The organism is Reticulibacter mediterranei (assembly GCF_016587455.1).
Map to the genome: position 1 here is coordinate 941,745 of NZ_BNJK01000002.1, position 16,570 is coordinate 958,314.

General features: G+C 49.7%; 14 protein-coding genes and 1 pseudogene. 5 read left to right on the forward strand and 10 right to left on the reverse strand.

Annotated elements, in window-relative coordinates:
• Positions 1-452 precede the first annotated feature (452 nt).
• From K3T83_RS42525 to K3T83_RS42540, 5 genes are all read right to left on the reverse strand, one after another.
• Positions 453-785 carry a hypothetical protein gene (locus K3T83_RS42525; RefSeq protein WP_220209217.1) on the reverse strand — a complete coding sequence of 111 codons (333 nt, stop codon included), beginning with the start codon at positions 783-785 and terminating at the stop codon, positions 453-455.
• A 327-nt stretch (positions 786-1,112) separates the two neighbouring features.
• Positions 1,113-1,559 (reverse strand): integrase core domain-containing protein, encoded by a 447-nt coding sequence (locus K3T83_RS42530; RefSeq protein ID WP_236065315.1) that lies wholly within the window; start codon positions 1,557-1,559, stop codon positions 1,113-1,115.
• Between the two features lie 25 nt (positions 1,560-1,584).
• Positions 1,585-1,956, reverse strand: coding sequence for a hypothetical protein (locus tag K3T83_RS56655; protein WP_236065334.1), 372 nt, complete (start codon positions 1,954-1,956; stop codon positions 1,585-1,587).
• Positions 1,957-1,981: 25 nt separating this feature from the next.
• On the reverse strand, positions 1,982-2,281 hold the full coding sequence (locus K3T83_RS42535; protein ID WP_220209219.1) for a transposase: 300 nt from the start codon (positions 2,279-2,281) through the stop codon (positions 1,982-1,984).
• 42 nt (positions 2,282-2,323) lie between these two features.
• Positions 2,324-6,139 carry an NB-ARC domain-containing protein gene (locus K3T83_RS42540; protein ID WP_220209220.1) on the reverse strand — a complete coding sequence of 1,272 codons (3,816 nt, stop codon included), beginning with the start codon at positions 6,137-6,139 and terminating at the stop codon, positions 2,324-2,326.
• A gap of 510 nt (positions 6,140-6,649) precedes the next feature.
• On the opposite strand from K3T83_RS42540, the gene K3T83_RS42545 reads away from it, so the two are divergent.
• Complete coding sequence (locus K3T83_RS42545; protein ID WP_220209221.1) at positions 6,650-7,111, forward strand: hypothetical protein; 462 nt, start codon at positions 6,650-6,652, stop codon at positions 7,109-7,111.
• 211 nt (positions 7,112-7,322) lie between these two features.
• The gene (locus tag K3T83_RS42550; protein ID WP_220209222.1) at positions 7,323-7,718 is read left to right on the forward strand and encodes a hypothetical protein; all 396 of its coding nucleotides are present in this window, start codon (positions 7,323-7,325) and stop codon (positions 7,716-7,718) included.
• Here the strand turns inward: K3T83_RS42550 and K3T83_RS42555 are convergent.
• The 3 genes from K3T83_RS42555 to K3T83_RS42565 form a co-directional block, all read right to left on the reverse strand.
• A complete protein-coding gene (locus K3T83_RS42555; protein ID WP_220209223.1) occupies positions 7,696-8,058 on the reverse strand; it encodes a hypothetical protein in 363 nt (120 codons plus the stop codon). The genes K3T83_RS42550 and K3T83_RS42555 overlap by 23 nt on opposite strands.
• A 49-nt stretch (positions 8,059-8,107) precedes the next feature.
• Positions 8,108-8,491: a toll/interleukin-1 receptor domain-containing protein gene (locus K3T83_RS42560; RefSeq protein WP_220209224.1), complete on the reverse strand. Its 384-nt coding sequence runs from the start codon at positions 8,489-8,491 to the stop codon at positions 8,108-8,110.
• 603 nt (positions 8,492-9,094) lie between these two features.
• Positions 9,095-9,361: a hypothetical protein gene (locus K3T83_RS42565; protein ID WP_220209225.1), complete on the reverse strand. Its 267-nt coding sequence runs from the start codon at positions 9,359-9,361 to the stop codon at positions 9,095-9,097.
• Between the two features lie 494 nt (positions 9,362-9,855).
• Here K3T83_RS42565 and K3T83_RS42570 point away from each other — a divergent pair, with 494 nt between their 5' ends.
• From K3T83_RS42570 to K3T83_RS42580, 3 genes and pseudogenes are all read left to right on the forward strand, one after another.
• Entirely contained in the window at positions 9,856-10,380 is a 525-nt protein-coding gene (locus K3T83_RS42570; protein ID WP_220209226.1) for a toll/interleukin-1 receptor domain-containing protein, read from the forward strand.
• Positions 10,381-10,432: 52 nt separating this feature from the next.
• A pseudogene (locus K3T83_RS42575) lies at positions 10,433-11,604 on the forward strand (IS3 family transposase).
• A 527-nt stretch (positions 11,605-12,131) separates the two neighbouring features.
• Positions 12,132-14,288 (forward strand): tetratricopeptide repeat protein, encoded by a 2,157-nt coding sequence (locus K3T83_RS42580; protein WP_220209227.1) that lies wholly within the window; start codon positions 12,132-12,134, stop codon positions 14,286-14,288.
• Positions 14,289-14,403: 115 nt separating this feature from the next.
• Here the strand turns inward: K3T83_RS42580 and K3T83_RS42585 are convergent, their stop codons facing one another.
• Together K3T83_RS42585 and K3T83_RS42590 are read right to left on the reverse strand one after the other, a co-directional pair.
• Positions 14,404-15,612 carry a toll/interleukin-1 receptor domain-containing protein gene (locus K3T83_RS42585; protein ID WP_220209228.1) on the reverse strand — a complete coding sequence of 403 codons (1,209 nt, stop codon included), beginning with the start codon at positions 15,610-15,612 and terminating at the stop codon, positions 14,404-14,406.
• A gap of 363 nt (positions 15,613-15,975) precedes the next feature.
• Positions 15,976-16,458 carry a hypothetical protein gene (locus K3T83_RS42590; RefSeq protein ID WP_220211155.1) on the reverse strand — a complete coding sequence of 161 codons (483 nt, stop codon included), beginning with the start codon at positions 16,456-16,458 and terminating at the stop codon, positions 15,976-15,978.
• Positions 16,459-16,570 lie beyond the last annotated feature (112 nt).

Sequence of the window (16,570 nt, forward strand, 5' to 3'; positions counted from 1 at the left end):
CGCATAATTATTTCCTTCCTCTTTCTGCTATTATCACTCTTATTACTTCTCTCTCGATTTCAATATATATGCAACACAATCCCCCCTTCTCTTTTCTCGCTTGCAGTGGGAAAGGGTGGAGGATGAATCTCGATCTGCTGACGTTGGGCCTGTAGATGCCCATCGCGTAGGGCTAAGAACAGGAGGCCACATAGACATAGAAAGTCCATCATTAGCCTGATCCCGCCCTGCTGCGTTGTGGGGGTAGGCTGCCCAACAGCGTAGGAAGTGACACGGTTGCCGATGCAAGAGATTCATGAACTGCTCCCTCACCTCAAGGAACTGCTCGCGGTGTAACAGAGAGGCTCTGGGAGCTGAATAGCCTCTTCTCACGGTTCTGCTTCGCATCCCCCTCTCGCGGCCCAGGTCTGCTCACCACTCAAAGCTGAATCTGGGGCAGGGATCTTGTGCCTCTATCTGCGCCTCCTACGCTTGCGTGCAGGCATCTGCCCCTGCACCTTGATCGTGCTGTTTGGACTCACCTGGGTCGCGGTGGCTGGATACAACGCACGATACTTGAGAGCAAGCTTGAGGGCAGCATCAGCCTGGGTGAGATCGGAGGCTTCGATCACCTGGAGTTTGCCGTCGATTTCGATGGTCAGTTTGATGGGATGTGTTGCGCTCTCTTGTTGCCCAACTTGCTGGGTATGGGCCTCTTTGGTGCGCTTGAGCAACGGCACCAGGGAGGTACAGACCGTGAGCAGGCCGCTGAGATCAGCAATTCCTCCAGCAATGACCGTAATCATACTATCTACTCAACAAGGATGACTAATTCGACCAGAAAAATTTCGATCTCTCGTTAATAAAGGATGCCTATCAACCGAGTGTACTATAGCTCTCTAACTGTACGATGCCAATGCACTCCTGTCTCACGAGAGTGATGAGTGTAGGATTTTGACGTTGTTCTGGGGAAATAATTGGTGCCATTGCAATGGGCTTCCTCGTCTCTTGATCAAAGGTCCAAACTCTCCCGAAGTATACCATGAGCTCCACACTCCTGTGCATTGTCCCTCTCATACACCACAATGAGGAACAATTAGTGTGTGGTGTCAAGTACCTGCGGGTTTAGACGCTTAAAGAAGGGAAAGAGGGGAGACTTGCTCCAAGCCATGCAACTGAGCATACTGCTGAGGAGAAAGCTGGTCTAACCCCTCATGAGGACGCTCCTGATTGTAAAAATTGATCCACTGTTCTGCTGCCCGTAGAAAGTCACCCAACGTGTGATAGGGGCGACGTTGAGCCACTGAGAACTTGAACTGACCGACAAAGCGCTCGGCAAAGCTGTTGTTAGTTGGCGTGCCAGCTCGACTCATGGAGAGCACAAAGCCTTTGCGCAAGAGCAACTGGCGCGTTTGTTCGGCTCCATACTGCTTGCCTTGATCGCTATGCCAGATGCTGCCTGGTCCCTCAAAGGTCATCGTCTGGATGGCATTGGTGACTAGATCAGCTCGCATGTGATAATCAAAGGCGATGCCCAACACGTGACGGGTCCGATGGCGCAAGGCAAAGCATCCTCGCACACGCGACCGATCAGCCAGTCTGATCTCAAAGATGTCGGAAAAGATGACATCTGTGCTGTCCCAATCCAGTTCCTCTTCGCGCAGCAGATTGGGGGCGAGTCTCCGCCGCTTTGCCTGGATAGAGGTATTTCTTGCGTTTGCGCCGCGCGGCAATGCCATACTTGTGCATGACCCGTTTGACCCGGTTCTTGCCCGTGTGAAGCAAGACCGCAAGCTTGCGATGGCCCATCGTATCGTCTCGCTCGTGCAGCGCTTCAATGCGTACTGCCAACGCCTTATCCATGTTCGGACGCTTCGGGTGGGTGGAGAAACTGCTTCGTGCAACGCCCAGTGTACGGGCCAACTGGCTTTTGTTGATTGGGCTGCCGGAAGCACACAGGGTGCGCGCCAGTTCCACTTTTTCTTGTTTGCGAGAGCGCGTCCTACAGCCCGCGGGATTTTTTTAAGATGTCGTTCTGGACCGTCAGTTCACCGATCAACTGCTTCAGTTCGTCTGGTGACTCCCCTCTCGCAAACCCTTGTGCCTTCCTGCGGGTCTCCTGGTCCCGTTTGTCAGCAAAAATTTCCGGGCCACTCTCCTGGAACTCTTTGCGCCAGCGGTGAAGCACGGAGGAGGCCAGGCCGAACTTGCGGCACACCTCCTCAATCGTCGTATCCCGTTGGTAGCTTTCCATCACTGCTTTGAATTTGAACTCGGCGGTATACTGTTTCTTCTGCGTCATTTTTTCTCGTACCTTCTAGACTCTCTCTTTCCACTGTCTATTCTACCAGGTACTTAACATGGACGTGTTCCCTTGTACGAGTTCAAAGAAATATACGTCTTCACCACTAGCAACAAAATAGGGACTCGCAGAAGAAAAACATATATCTAAATAATACGTCTCAAGAGCAAGCGTACAGAGGCATCTCCCGCTTTGCATCTCCCACACTTTGAGGGTATTATCAGATGAGGAGGAAACAATCCATCGACCATCGGCACTAATCGCGCATCTGGTGGCTTCACCTGTGTGGCCTCGCAGAGTGTGTACCACTGTGCCAGTCTTACGGTTCCAGATCTTGAGTGTGCGATCATCTGAAGCAGAAACAATAAACTTCCCATCGGCACTGATCGCGCATCCATTGACTGAAGCTGTGTGCCCTTGCAGGGTACGCACGACTTCTTCGGTCTCGCGGTTCCAGATCTTGAGCGTCCCATCCCAGGAGGCGGAAACAATCCACCGACCATTGGCACTGATCGTACATGCCTGAACCCAACGTGTATGCCCCTGTAGGGTACGCACGACCTCTCCGTTCTCACGGTTCCAGATCTTGAGTGTGTGATCAGACGAAGCAGAAACAATAAACTTCCCATCGGCACTGATCGCGCATCCATTGACCCTGTCCGTATGCCCCCGCAGGGTACGCACGATCTCTCCGTTCTCGCGGTTCCAGATCTTAAGTGTGTGATCATCTGAAGCAGAAACAATAAACTTCCCATCGGCACTGATCGCGCATCCATTGACTGAAGCCGTGTGCCCTGGCAGGGTACGCACGACTTCTCCGTTCTCGCGGTTCCAGATCTTGAGCGTCCCGTCCCAGGAGGCGGAAACAATCCACCGACCATCGGCACTGATCGCGCATCCATTGACTGAACTCGTATGCCTTTGCAGGGTACGCATGATCTCTCTAGGCTCGCGGTCCCAGATCATAAGTGGCCCAATCCAGGAGGCAGAAACAATCCATCGACCATCGGCACTGATCGCGCATCCGGTGACCCTCCCCGTCGTATACTCCTCCTCCCAGATGTGTACGACCTCCCCGACCCCGATCCTCCGGTTCCAGACTCTAAGCGTACGATCATCTGAGACAGAAACAATCCATCGACCATCGGCGCTGATCGCACATCCATTGACCTTATCCGTATGCTCCTCCAAGATGTGCCAGATCTCTTCCTCGCGGTTCCAGACCCTGAGTGTCTCATCAAAGGTACGCACGACTTCTCCGTTCTCGCGGTTCCAGACCCTGAGTGTGCAATCATCTGAGGCAGAAACAATAAACTTCCCATCGGCACTGATCGCACATCCATTGATCTTGGCTGTATGCCCCCGCAGGGTACGCACGATCTCTCCATTCTCGCGGTTCCAGACCCTGAGTGTGCAATCATCTGAGACAGAAACAATAAACTTCCCATCGGCACTGATCGCACATCCATTAACCTTGGCTGTATGCCTTTGTAGGGTACGCACGACTTCTCCGTTCTCGCGGTTCCAGACCCTGAGTGTGCGATCATCTGAGGCAGAAACAATCCATCGACCATCGGCGCTGATCGCACATCCATTGACCTTGGCTGTATGCCTTTGTAGGGTATGCACGATCTCTCCATTTTCGCGGTTCCAGACCCTGAGTGTGCAATCATCTGAGGCAGAAACAATAAACTTCCCATCGGCACTGATCGCACATCCATTAACCTTGTCCGTATGTCCCCGCAGGGTACGCACGATCTCTCCGTTCTCACGCGACCAAATGATAAGTGTTGGATCATCTGAGGCAGAAACAATAAACTTCCCATCGGCACTGATGGTACATCCGTTGACTGCTTCCATATGCACGGACAAGGTACGGTAGAACATGCTTGGGAATGATGTTGCAAGAGTATAGCATGCCTTGACGTACACACCCTCGATGTGCTTTTCCAGGATAGCGCATTGTTCACGATAGTGCTCTAAATCACAGAGATAACTCAGAAAGAGGCATTGGGTGTTTGATAATACGTCATCGTAATTCATCAGGTGCCCAATCTGCGCAATTCTTGTATGCAAGAGCATCAGCGATTGGTCATGTGGAGCCAGCGTTATAGCCTCTTGCAAATCTATTTCGATTGTGTGGGAACCCAGCAAGAAGGCCTTTTTGGTCAGATAGTGAAAATTATGTGCGATGATCAACAACTCCGGTATTCTGTCCGCTGCCTTGAGGTGAAAAAAGAGGTGCTTCCATAGGTAGGGTTCTTCGAGGGAGAGATCTCCCCAAGTAGGAAGATGATAGGCATTCAAGAACGCGTGATGGAAACTTGTGACATGTGCTGTCGCCATCTGTTGCAGATAGTTTCTCAGAACGTCATGCAACCGAATCGTCTGGGTCCTCAGATCACAGGAGACCAAGAGAGAAAGACTGAATAAGCGCAGACACAGTTTTTTTACCTTCCGTTGATCAAGCCCCCCCGTTACTTGCCAGAGTTTTCCAACAGTGGCAAGCGGAATGTCGGCATCTTCTGGGAAGATTGAGAGTTCTTGGTAGCGAAGAGCCTCTTCACGGCTCAGGAGCCGCAGGCTTGCGGTTAGGCACCGCTCGACGGCCTGATGGCGTTGGTTTGTGTTGGCTTTGTCAAAGGCAACTATGCCATCGGCTTTATAATCGTCGTGTAGGTCGGCCAAAGCATTCGAGAAACTTTGATTGCTATTGAGCCATTCTTTGAGTGTGCTATTAGCGAGGGTGAGCAGCAATGGCCATTCTCCTAAATCTTTCACGATTGCGGAGAGAGTGACGACATAGGGGGGCTTTTGGAGGCTCGCTGGCAATCCCTGGCAGAGCAATTGGATAGCTTCCTTCTCCCGCATCGTATCAACGAATACTCGTTTGCTTGAATCTGGCAGGACGCTGGTATTTCTGGTGGTGATGAGACGGACACAGTGCGGCCCACCTTCCAAAAAAGGAGTGAGATCGACTCCTTCCCACACGTCGTCGAGCACAATCAGGTACGAGCGATATAAGAGGAGGCTTCGCAAGCGTGCTACCGCTTGCTCTAGCGTAATATAATTCGCATGTTTCTTAGTAAGAGACGTAACGAGAGCATTCAAGAGACTCAGTGGGTTTGGAGGCGTCTCGCCCAAGGTGATCCAGAGAATGCCATCAGCAAAGGTCGTTTGAATATCCGGATCATGGCAGAGTGCTAGTGCCAGAGTGGTTTTCCCAAACCCACCAGCCCCATGCAGTGCGGTCGTAATCGCAACAGGGGTTCTCATGCCGGTTTCGCTCAGTAGGAGCCGTTTGACCGCGTTGAATTCAACCGGGCGTGCAACATACCCAGCAGGCAAGTCGCGGGCCTCGAAAATGGCTGGTCGCCGGGCAGAAAACACCGAGGCTTGGAGGTGAAATCGCTGACAGAGGGTTCGCACAATCGAAAGCCATGCCTGATCGCGGTTTCTCCAGAGGATCACTGGCTCTGTGTGCTCTGGAAGAACGGGAAGCCTCTGTAGGCGTGTCTCCATTTCCCAAGAACAGGGACGCCCAAGGATGAGGAAGACACGCGCCGTCCCGCTGTACTGTCTTTCGATCGCCTGTTCCATCTCATGCTGGCATTGATCGGAGCTGAAGTAGTCGGGGCTGAGTAATAAGAGGAGAACGGAGGCCGAGAAGAATTGTCTCTGTATGACTTGTGCCGTTTCGTTGCCAGGTTGTATCTGGTCATGGCTCCAGAAGGTCACCAAGTGCTGGTCCAGCAAGATCTTGAGGTGTTTCTCCAGTTCTTGCTTCAATCGTTGATCTGCATCAGCGTAGGAGCAGTACAGTGCGATTGGCGTGTGTACGACTTGCTGATCGCTCATGGTGCAGTCCCTTATGTTCTCTTTCTCATGATCAACAATTATGGATGTAATTATAGCGACCTTGAGAGCGTTCGACAAGAGAAGAAGAGCTATGCTTAAAAAGAATGTTGTATTGGGTCCAAGGAGTGATGAGGTATTTTACTTTATACCAGAACGCCTTCTCGTTACATTTTTGCTGTGCAGAAGCTTCCTCTCATCACCTGACTCCCTGATGCAGAGCAACAAGGAGAGCACCGCGAAGCTGGAGGGGGCGTCGTGAGCAGCCGGAACCGTCACACCCTCGTCAGTCGCTACCTCAACACCGCTGTTCGAGGCCAGCAGGAAGCCTGCCGGGAGGTACTGGACGAGCATCCCGCCGTTCGTGAATAGGGAAGATAAAGGCGAGCAAGATTGGATTTGGTAGGAATCACTTGTAGCCTAGCCACCTTTACGAAAAAACTCATAAGATATTGACAGCCTTCATACAATGGGAGCATGGCATATAGCTCCGTACATGATCTACCTTCCTTTGTGGAATTATCTAAACAACTGAATGCCCTGAAGCCCTTGCGCTTTCTGTTACCGAAGGACCAGCGCGGCGAACTCGAAAAATTAGAAGCTCAACTCAAACAGATGGTTGACACAGTTGATGATTTCTATAAACTGCTCGGCGATAGGCACTGGATTTTTCATGACCTGCTTAATATGGAGAAAGTACGTGCTATTATTCAGCATAATGCAGGTGCGGAGGACGCAGAACGCCAGTTCATTGCTCTCTATAATGACCCTGAGTTTTTGCGCTTTGCTTTTATGCGTTGCAGCGGCTTCGAGGCATTGCGCAAGCGCAGGCATCTTCTTGAAAAAGCCCGTGATGACTACTTTGCTGGACGCTATTATGCTTGCATCTATCTTTTGTTATCCGTCGCCGATGGTTTCGTGAATGAGCTTGAGCGTGAGCATAGGGATTGCATGCGCGGAGTAGCGAAGAACTGAGCGCCTGGGACAGTCCGATCTCACATCACCAGGGCATCGGACGTGTTCAGCGGGTCTTTACAAAACAAATAAGCGTCACAATAACTGAGCCTGTTGAAGAATTGTACCGCACGGCATCATGCACGGCACCGTGCTTCATTTTGACAATATTGTCGTCGCTACGAAAGCATGGAATATGCTCTTTGCGGTCATGGACTGAGCAACGGCTAAAATGAAAGCGGAGACACCAAAGCCTCCTGAAAAGAGCTGGAAAGACATTATCCGTCAGATCATAGAGAATGCAAGTGACAAGAAATTATTAGGCGCATGGACATCGTATACGCTCACAAAGACGGACGAGGGTTTTGAGGAAGACCTGGCCTTCATAGCTTGTACCGCATATCTGGAAGCCTGGAAAACGAAAAATTATGGCAAGGTGAGCCAGCGTTCTCACCTCGCGCCTCCTGGTAGTGATGAGGATACTGCCTGGATGTTTGCTGGGAACAAAGGCGGAAAGGATCGCTTCAGGATCTTCGACATTATCGAAAATGAGCAACCAGTTATGATGATGCAGCAACCAGTGTTGAACTGCTGCCATCTGTTTGTCAGCTTCTTGTTGCTCTGCTAGTCTTAACACTTGCGTCGCTATTTGAAGCGAGGTGGCTGGCTGTCGCGGTCTCCAACGAGTCAGCCGGTATCCAGAAGATGGCGCTATACTGATCGGCGTAGCGATGGGCGTATTCAAGAGCCACCTGGGTCTCGCCAATGCCACCTAACCCACTGATGGATTGCGTGATCGCAGTGGCTTTCTCTCCAGGAACCAACCGTTGGCGCAACGTGTCCAGAACGTCATTACGCCCCAGAAAGTAGGGATTGCGAGGATGAGGCACATGCCAGAGAGGAGAGAAGGACGGTGGAAAGATCGCTCGTTGCCCAGAGGAGGGAAAGGAAACCGATGAAGGTTTCACCCGTTGCTGTTTGACCCCTTCCAGGAGCCGGTCGCGTGCCTGCTGTTCCTCATAAACCCACCAGATCTATGAAGGCAATGGACCCAAGCACCCCCTCAATCTCACAAGCATCAATGCGCACAGGTAGCACCCGACCGTGTGTGCCAGCTGGATCACGTCGAAAGGCCACCGCCCATTGTGCCACTATCTCCTCAGAAGCCAGGGAGGCGGCAGACAACACGACCACTGTGCGTTCGGCACGCCTGGTGGCATCGTCCATTGCTTTGACGACATTCGATCCAGGGCAAACATCCCAACCCTGAAAGTGAATGCGATAACCCGCTTGCTCTAGCTCCCAGGCGATCCACTCAGCCCATGCCTGATCCTTACCAACGCCGCGAGAGCTGATGAGGAAATCGACCCGCTCCTGCTTATCCTGTTGCTGCTCGCCCATGCCGCTGTTGCTCCTCTTCACGTCATACAATGCTTGATATCGCCAAGTATACTCCATCAAGAGAGGATTCGCATATACTGGGATACCCATAGTCATAGATGAAGGAGTTTCGCGTTTCCCAAATGGGAACGTGCGGGTGCGAGAAATAGTGATGAAATGAGAGAATGGCGATTCCTAGAGCAGTCCGTGGCCCGCCTCTTCCCACACTTGTCACACCTCTTCCTTCTTGCCCCCGATTTCAAGACATTTGCAACACAATACACCATTCTATTTTCTCGCTCGAAGCGGGAAAGGGTGGAGGATGAATCTCGATCTGATGAGGCTGGACCAGCAGATTTGCATTGAGGGGAGCGAAGAGCAGGAGCCACAAGGGGAGTCCATGATCGATCTGATCCTACTTTGATGCCTCATGGGGTAGGCTGCCCAGCAGCGCAGGGAATGACACCTTTGCCAATGCAAGAGATCCATGAACTGCTCGCCGTGTCTTAGAGGGAAGCTCTGGGGTATAAACGTCCCCTTCTCCTGGTGCGGCTTGGTCCGTCTCCCTCGCGGTCCAGATCTGCTCACCATTCAGAACTGGTCTGGGGCAGCGATCTTTTCCCTCTATCTGCGCCTCCTGCGTTTGCGTGCAGGCATCTGTCCTTGCACCTTAATTGTGGTGTTTGGACTCACCTGGGTTGCAGTGGTTGGATACAGCGCACGATACTTGAGAGCGAGCTTGAGGGCAGCATCGGCCTCTTTGAGATCGGAGGCTTCGATCACCAGCGGTTTGCCGTCGATCTCGACCGTGAGTTTGATGGGATGTGTCGTGCTCTCTTGTGGTCCGACCTGCTGAGTATGAGTTTCTTTGGTGCGCTTGAGTAATGGCACCAAGGAGGTACAGACCGTGAGCAGGCCGCTGAGATCGGCAATCCCTTCTGCAAGAACGGTATAATTGGCCGCGTGGTCACGGCTTCCCTGTCTGATGAGGGTAACAAACGAGAACAGGAAACGTTCGATCCTTCATTCTCCTGTAGAGGGTGCTGCACGCGGGTTTCAAGGGCTCGTTTCCACTGGTTCAGCAATTCAGGACAGACAGGTTGTTTGTCTTTGCGTATCGAGGGTAATCCGTTGCACCGAGTCCCCCCGTAGGATTCTCTGTCACAAAGAAATAATTCCCTCCGTTCTTTTTGAGATATGGTTTTCCACAGCGGCTTCCTTCGTAAGCATTGCTCCTATCTCAAGTATTGTAGAGAAAAGCGGGGAATATCCATTTCCCCTTCTTACTTCCCCGGTCTTGTTCTGCTTCCGATTCTACGCTATACTTCAGCCAAGCAGTTGCAAGATGTATTACTCATCGTATAAGCAGCAGAGGTAAGTGATCAATGCCAATTTTTCAAACCTCTATCGAGATCTTCTGTTCCTATGCCCGTGCCGATGAAGTATGGCAGAGGAAATTGGAAACGCATTTAAGTCTTCTCAAAAGACAGGGCCTCATCTCGCTCTGGCATGATCGCAATATTGTTCCTGGTACTGACTGGGCGACAGCAATTGACGTGCATTTGGAAGCCGCTTCGGTCATTCTCCTGCTCATTAGTCCCGACTTCTTCGCATCGGACTATTGTTATGGAACGGAATTGAAGCGAGCAATGGAGCGACATCAAGCGAACGAGGCACGAGTGCTTCCTATTCTTTTGCGGCCTGTTGATTGGAAAGGTACTCCCTTTGAGGGTCTTCAAGTGTTGCCAACCGGTGCTAAGCCCATTACTCTATGGGACAATCATGATGGAGCCTTGACAGATGTAGCCATAGGAATTCGTAGGGTTATTGAACACTTGCATTCTCTCTCATTTCCCGCTTCTCCTCTATCACTTCCATATTTGTGGAACATTGAGCTTCCCCCCGTTTGAAAGAGTCGGGAAATGTGGAATATACTAGACTCAATCAAACGAGGGAAGAAAGATGACCAAAGAACAAAAAGCCTACACGAAAGAGTTCAAAATCGAAGCTGTACGCTTGGCCGAGACCAGTGGCAAACCTATCACCGAGATCGCTCGTGATTTAGGGATAAGCGACAGCACCATTCATAACTGGCGTAAGCAGTTTTCCGAGCACGGCGAGCAGGCATTTCCAGGCAGCGGGCATCAAACACCCGAGGCCGAAGAACTGCGCCACCTCAAACGCGAACTGGAAGTCGTGAAACAAGAACGAGACATTTTAAAAAAAGCGCTTCATATATTTTCACGACAATAGCGGTGAAGTTTCAGTTTATCGAAGATCACCGGCAAGAATATGCGGTAAAGACGATGTGCCGAGCACTTTCCGTCTCAGAATGTGGCTATTATGCTTGGCGCAAACGACCAAAGAGCGAGCGTGAGCAGAAGAACGAAGAACTCACGCAACACATTCAGCAAATTTTTGAGCACAATCGGCAGATCTATGGGAGTCCGCGCATTCATGTGGAACTGAACGATCTGGGGGTGAAATGTTCGCGTAAGCATGTGGCTCGTCTCATGAGAGCGGCAGGCATAAGTGCAGGACAGAAACGTCGCCGGGTTCGGACCACCGATAGCTCACATAAGAATCCAGTAGCGGACAATCGCTTGAATCGAGAGTTCAATGCTTTTGCCCCAAACACCAGATGGACAGGCGACATTACCGGCATTGAGACGGGGCAAGGCTGGCTCTATCTGGCGATCATCCTGGATCTGTATTCGCGGAAAGTGGTTGGATGGTCCATGTCCTTGCATCGTGATGAGGAGCTGGTCGAAAAAGCCTTGAAGATGGCACTGATCCAAAGATGCCCCAAATCAGGATTGATGCATCATACAGATCGAGGGAGTCAATATACTAGCCAAGCATATCAAGGTCTTTTAGCTAGTGCAGGAATCACCTGTAGTATGAGTCGAAAAGGCAACTGTTGGGATAACGCCCCTACGGAGAGTTTCTTTGGCACACTCAAACGAGAATGGACTCATCGACACCACTACCAAACTCAGACCCAAGCCAGGCAGTCCATTTTTGACTACATCGAAACGTTCTACAACCGCAAACGTCGGCATTCGGCACTCGGCTATCTCAGCCCTGTAGCCTATGAGCAGCTAAATAGAAAGGAGCTTGAAACAACTGTTTAAAACGTTGACGTAACGTATTTTTTCTGATAGAGTAAAAGTATCTTAAACGTTTAACGTAACGTTCTCTACGTTTTCTTCATCGAAAGCAAACTCATGAGACGTGGAACGCTCAGACGTTCTCCACACTCCTCGACTCTACGAAACGGGGTCAAGCTCACATTCCCTTTCCACGTAATCCTTTTTTCATCGGTCGTGAGGATCTCCTCATAAGGCTCTCCACGCAACTACAGGCTGGTCAAGCAACTGCTCTTTCGCAGCCGCAGGCTATTAGTGGTTTAGGGGGAGTTGGCAAGACTCAGCTTGCTCTTGAGTATGCATATCAATATCGCTCTAACTATCAAGTGGTTTTTTGGGCACAAGCAGACACTTACGAGGCTCTTCTTTCATCTTTTGTTATTATTGCATCGTTGCTTCGACTCTCGGAGAGGGAGACGTATAACCACCCTGTCGCTGTTCAAGCAGTCAAAGAATGGCTTCAGACTCATTCGGGTTGGCTACTTATTTTGGATAACGCCGACGACTTAGCTATGATTCGAGAGTTCCTACCACCTATTTTTGAAGGTCATCTCCTCTTGACGACTCGTACCCATGCAATGGGACGACTTGGGCAACGCATCGAGGTAGACACCCTTTCTCCTGAAATGGGAGCTCTCTTCTTGCTCCGACGTGCTGCAATTATTCCTCCAGATATGTCTTGGGAACAAGTAAAGATTTCAGATCGTGAGAGCGCACTAGAACTCACGCAAGAACTTGGAGGGTTACCACTAGCCCTCGACCAAGCAGGAGCATATATCGAGGAGGCAGGGTGCAATATTTCAGATTATCAACAACTTTATCAACAGTATCGGGTTGTCCTGCTGAAGGAGCGTCGTGGAATCATTCCTGATCATCCAGAATCTGTTGCAACAACATGGTTACTCTCCTTTGAGCGAGTTGAGCAAGTCAACCCCGCAGCATCTGAACTGCTTCGACTGTGTGCTTTTCTTGCACCTGATAGTATCCCGGAAGAGATGATTACCGAAGGTTCGCAATACCTCGGCCCGAGGCTTGCTGCTGTTGCAGCAGATGCTTTCTTATTCAATCAAGCCATTGGAACTCTACTAGCTTATTCGCTTATACATCGCGACGCAAATCACCACGTACTTTCCATCCATCGGCTTGTCCAGGCTGTACTCAAGGATGCTATGAACAAGGAACTCTTGCACATATGGGCGGAGCGAACAGTATGGGTAGTTGCTGTCACATTCCCCAGGGAAGACCACACACGCTACTCCCGTTGTGAGCAATATTTACCTCATGTGCGGGAGTGCATCAGACTGATAGAGCTGGAAAACATAGTTTTCTTGGAAGCAGCACAATTACTGGATCAGGCAGCTCATTACCTTCAACAGCGGACACGATACTGGGAGAGAGAACCACTCTATCAACAAGCATTGAGGATTCGTGAACAACTATTGGGGTCAACACATCAAGACACCGTGCAAAGTATGATAAATTTAGCTTGGGCCTATAGTCTACAAGAGAAGTATATTCTCGCAGAACCTCTGTGGAGGCAAATACTCACGATTCGCGAACAGCAACTGGGGATAATGCATCCTCTGACCGTGCAGAGCATGGCTCGATTAGGAAGCTTCTGTGCGGGCCAGGGACAGGATGAGGAGGCAGAATTACTGTATCAGCATGCATTGACGCTCCGTGAGCAAATTTTTGGGCCAACACATCCCGATACTGCGGAAATGCTGATTAGTTTGGCACGGCTCTATCGCAAGCAAAGGAAATATGAAAGGGCAGAGCCTTTATATGAGCGTTCATTGAAGATCTATGAACAGCTAGCAACCTCCAAAACTCTCTCTGCTGCATATTACTTAGGAATGTCAGCCCAGCTTTATGAAGAACAGGGCAAATATGCACAAGCAGAATGGTTGCATCTGCAAGAACTAGCAATTCAAGAGCGGATATGGGGACCACAGCATCATTGCACAGCAGCTAGCTTATCCAGTTTAGCACACTTTTACCATAAGCAAGCTCAATATGAGAAGGCAATTCCTTTGTTTCAACGAGCAGTGGCAATCTATGAACAGACGCTTGGTGAAGTTACCTATATGGCAAGTAGCTTGTCTGGTTTAGCACAAATTTACAGAAGTCAACGTAAATTTGAGGATGCCAAGTCACTCTATCAACAAATATTGGCTATTGATGAACAAACATTCGGGCCGATACATTCTCATACGGCAGGAAGTCTAAGTAGTCTTGCTCAGCTTTATGAAGAACAGGAGAAAAATGAAAAAGCAGTGCAGTTGTACCAGAAAGCATTCAGCACTTATGAGAAATTATTAGAAGCAAAACATGTCTCTTTGAGAAATATTTCACATGGTGCTGACCAATTTCATGTGAGACAAGACCAGCCCACAGATCTATTGCTGCTGCATCAACGGCTACTTGCAATATGTGAGCAGGCATTGGGATTGGTGCATCCCTCTACAGCAGCAAATTTATCTCGTTTAGCGTTCTTCTACCATAAACAAGGCAAATATGAAGAGGCAGAAGCATTCTACCGAAGAGCATTGGCAACTTATGCACAAATGTTGGGACCGAGACGTCCGGCAGAACTACTAAAGCGATATACATCTCTGCTACAGGCGATGGGGCGGAAAATAGATATAAAGCAATTATACGCAGAATAAGCATGGAATTTGATCAAATAAGTATTAGTTGCATCCATTCATGATCTTATAAGCTCCAGAAAGCCAATCTCATGTAACACTTCAATTAACGCTACTAATCTGAGAGTCCGACTTTTCAGCCATGCTCGATTTCATATGCGTGCACTTCCAGCAAGAGCAGTACATACAGCGCAGAAAGTAAGCTGTCGGGAACCATATACAGCTTCCGTTGTGCAAGCGAGAGCGTTGGATTGACATGACCTTTTAACTTCTCCTCGACTTCGTTAGAAAGATAGTAGAGAGCAGGTTTGATTACCTCGCCCCACTCAAACTGGTAGAATAAGCTGGGGCGTATATTTTCCGAAGCAGCTATCACTTTGCTCTTTTGTGCTCCATTGGGATATTTCCAGACGAATGCGACACACTTTGTATCCAGTTTCCAGAGAATATGCTCTGTAAGTTTTTCTATCTGTCCACTCTGAATCATTTCCCATACAGTCACCAGCAGATGCATTTCACTAATCTCGTTTACCCAAAATTGGAGCGCTTCTCCACTCCAAAGGATACTCGCTGGTCCTGGATAATAGAGAAATACAGAAGTACCCAGTTCCCCATACTGGTCAGCAAATTGCTTAATGGCGTCAGTTGTCTGAGGTAGGTTCGCGAACTTCCGTAATACGTTTTCCTCTCGAAACAAGGAATATCTCCGGCTGATTTCCTCTCTGCCAATAGCTTCCGAAACGAGCCAGGGCGCTTCTGGCAAATCAGTTGACATGACAAAGCCAGGGGCAAGACGCAAATCATAATCCCAACGATAACCGTTCAGTGGAGCGAAACCAAGAAACAGAAAGCCTTCTCTCACATCCTCCAGTTGTTGCGGTTGAGAACGAAATTGTTCAATCACTTCTACGATTCCCCTACGTACGTCTAACCATATTTTATCTTTATTTCTCGCTCCACTGATCGAGGAGCCATATTTAGGGAGCGCTTGCAGCCCACTCATACCTTCCACGTACTCCAACTCGACTGGACGTATGCGAATCGGGATGAGAGCAAAAATCTTGTTTTCCTTCTGCAATTTCAGAGTTTGTTGCCAGATTTCATCACAGTGAGCAGAGGCAAGAAAATCTGGGCTTACAAGGAGTAAAACAATGTTTGCTTGTTCCAACTGCTTGTTCAGTTCCTGCTTCCGGTCAGCACCGCCTCGTATGAGTGCTTCCCACCAAGTATGGATGTTGAGAGACTGTTTCAGAGGGACGAGATGTTTTTCCAGATCATCGACGAATACCTTATCCTTATCATCATAGCAGTAGAATATATGTATCGTTTCTACGTGTTTTTCCATGTCCGGTTTGCTTCTCTCTTTTGTCTCGTACACTCTGAGTTACCACTCCTTGTACTTTCCTACAAAACCTACATACGACTAATTACACTTCAGCAGGCGATCTCTCCATCTGGAAATAGAAGCAGCACTAAATAATAGCTGAGATCAGCTTTCTTCCTACTTTCTCTGCTTAAACCACACCATAGCAACTGGTCCCTTAAAAAACTGCATATACCACAGCCCAAATTTAGGGTTATCGGCAGGAGTATACCCAAGATACTGAAAGAAGTCTGTATCAGCTCTTACATAGGTGAGCGAGAAGTGATTGAAGGGCAAGACCTACTCACCCCTCAGAGCCAATCTGAGAGCAACGGTCCTGTTCCTCTATCTGCGCCTCCTGCGTTTGCGTGCAGGCATCTGTCCTTGCACCTTGATCGTGCTGTTTGGCGTGACCTGAGCTACGGTGGTTGGATAGAGCGCACGATACTTGAGAGTGAGCTTGAGGGCAGCATCAGCCTGGGTGAGATCGGCAGCTTCGATCATTAGGGGTTTGCCGTCGATCTCGACCGTGAGTTTGATGGGATGAGTTGTGCTGTTCTGTTGGCCGACGTGTTGGGTATGAGCCTCTTTGGTGCGCTTGAGTAGCGGCATGAGGGAGGTACAGACCGTGAGCAAACCACTAAGATCGGCAATCCCTTCTACAATGGTGGCATGATTGGCGGCAATGAATGTGAGCAGCTCAATCCCTCGCTCTCCTGTATAAGGTGCTGGACGCATGGTGTAATTGGGCGATGGCAAGGCCAGCATGTACTCTATTGCGACGTGCGCAAAAATCTCTTCGATCTGTGCCGCTACGTTGTCGTTCACAATTTACACGTTCTAGCTTGCTCTCAGTAAAAGCTACTGAGGTTCAAGCGGCTGCGTGATTTCTCGACCGATCCTCTAGTCCTCCATATTTCATAGGCTATTTTCATGCGCG

Coding starts and splice junctions, on each gene's coding strand:
- K3T83_RS42540 (WP_220209220.1), bottom strand. CDS start 6,139: ATGAGCGATCAGCAAGTCGTACACACGCCAATCGCACTGTACTGCTCC.
- K3T83_RS42535 (WP_220209219.1), bottom strand. CDS start 2,281: ATGACGCAGAAGAAACAGTATACCGCCGAGTTCAAATTCAAAGCAGTG.
- K3T83_RS42525 (WP_220209217.1), bottom strand. CDS start 785: ATGATTACGGTCATTGCTGGAGGAATTGCTGATCTCAGCGGCCTGCTC.
- K3T83_RS42560 (WP_220209224.1), bottom strand. CDS start 8,491: ATGGGCGAGCAGCAACAGGATAAGCAGGAGCGGGTCGATTTCCTCATC.
- K3T83_RS42580 (WP_220209227.1), top strand. CDS start 12,132: ATGATTCGAGAGTTCCTACCACCTATTTTTGAAGGTCATCTCCTCTTG.
- K3T83_RS42550 (WP_220209222.1), top strand. CDS start 7,323: ATGAAAGCGGAGACACCAAAGCCTCCTGAAAAGAGCTGGAAAGACATT.
- K3T83_RS42585 (WP_220209228.1), bottom strand. CDS start 15,612: ATGGAAAAACACGTAGAAACGATACATATATTCTACTGCTATGATGAT.
- K3T83_RS42570 (WP_220209226.1), top strand. CDS start 9,856: ATGCCAATTTTTCAAACCTCTATCGAGATCTTCTGTTCCTATGCCCGT.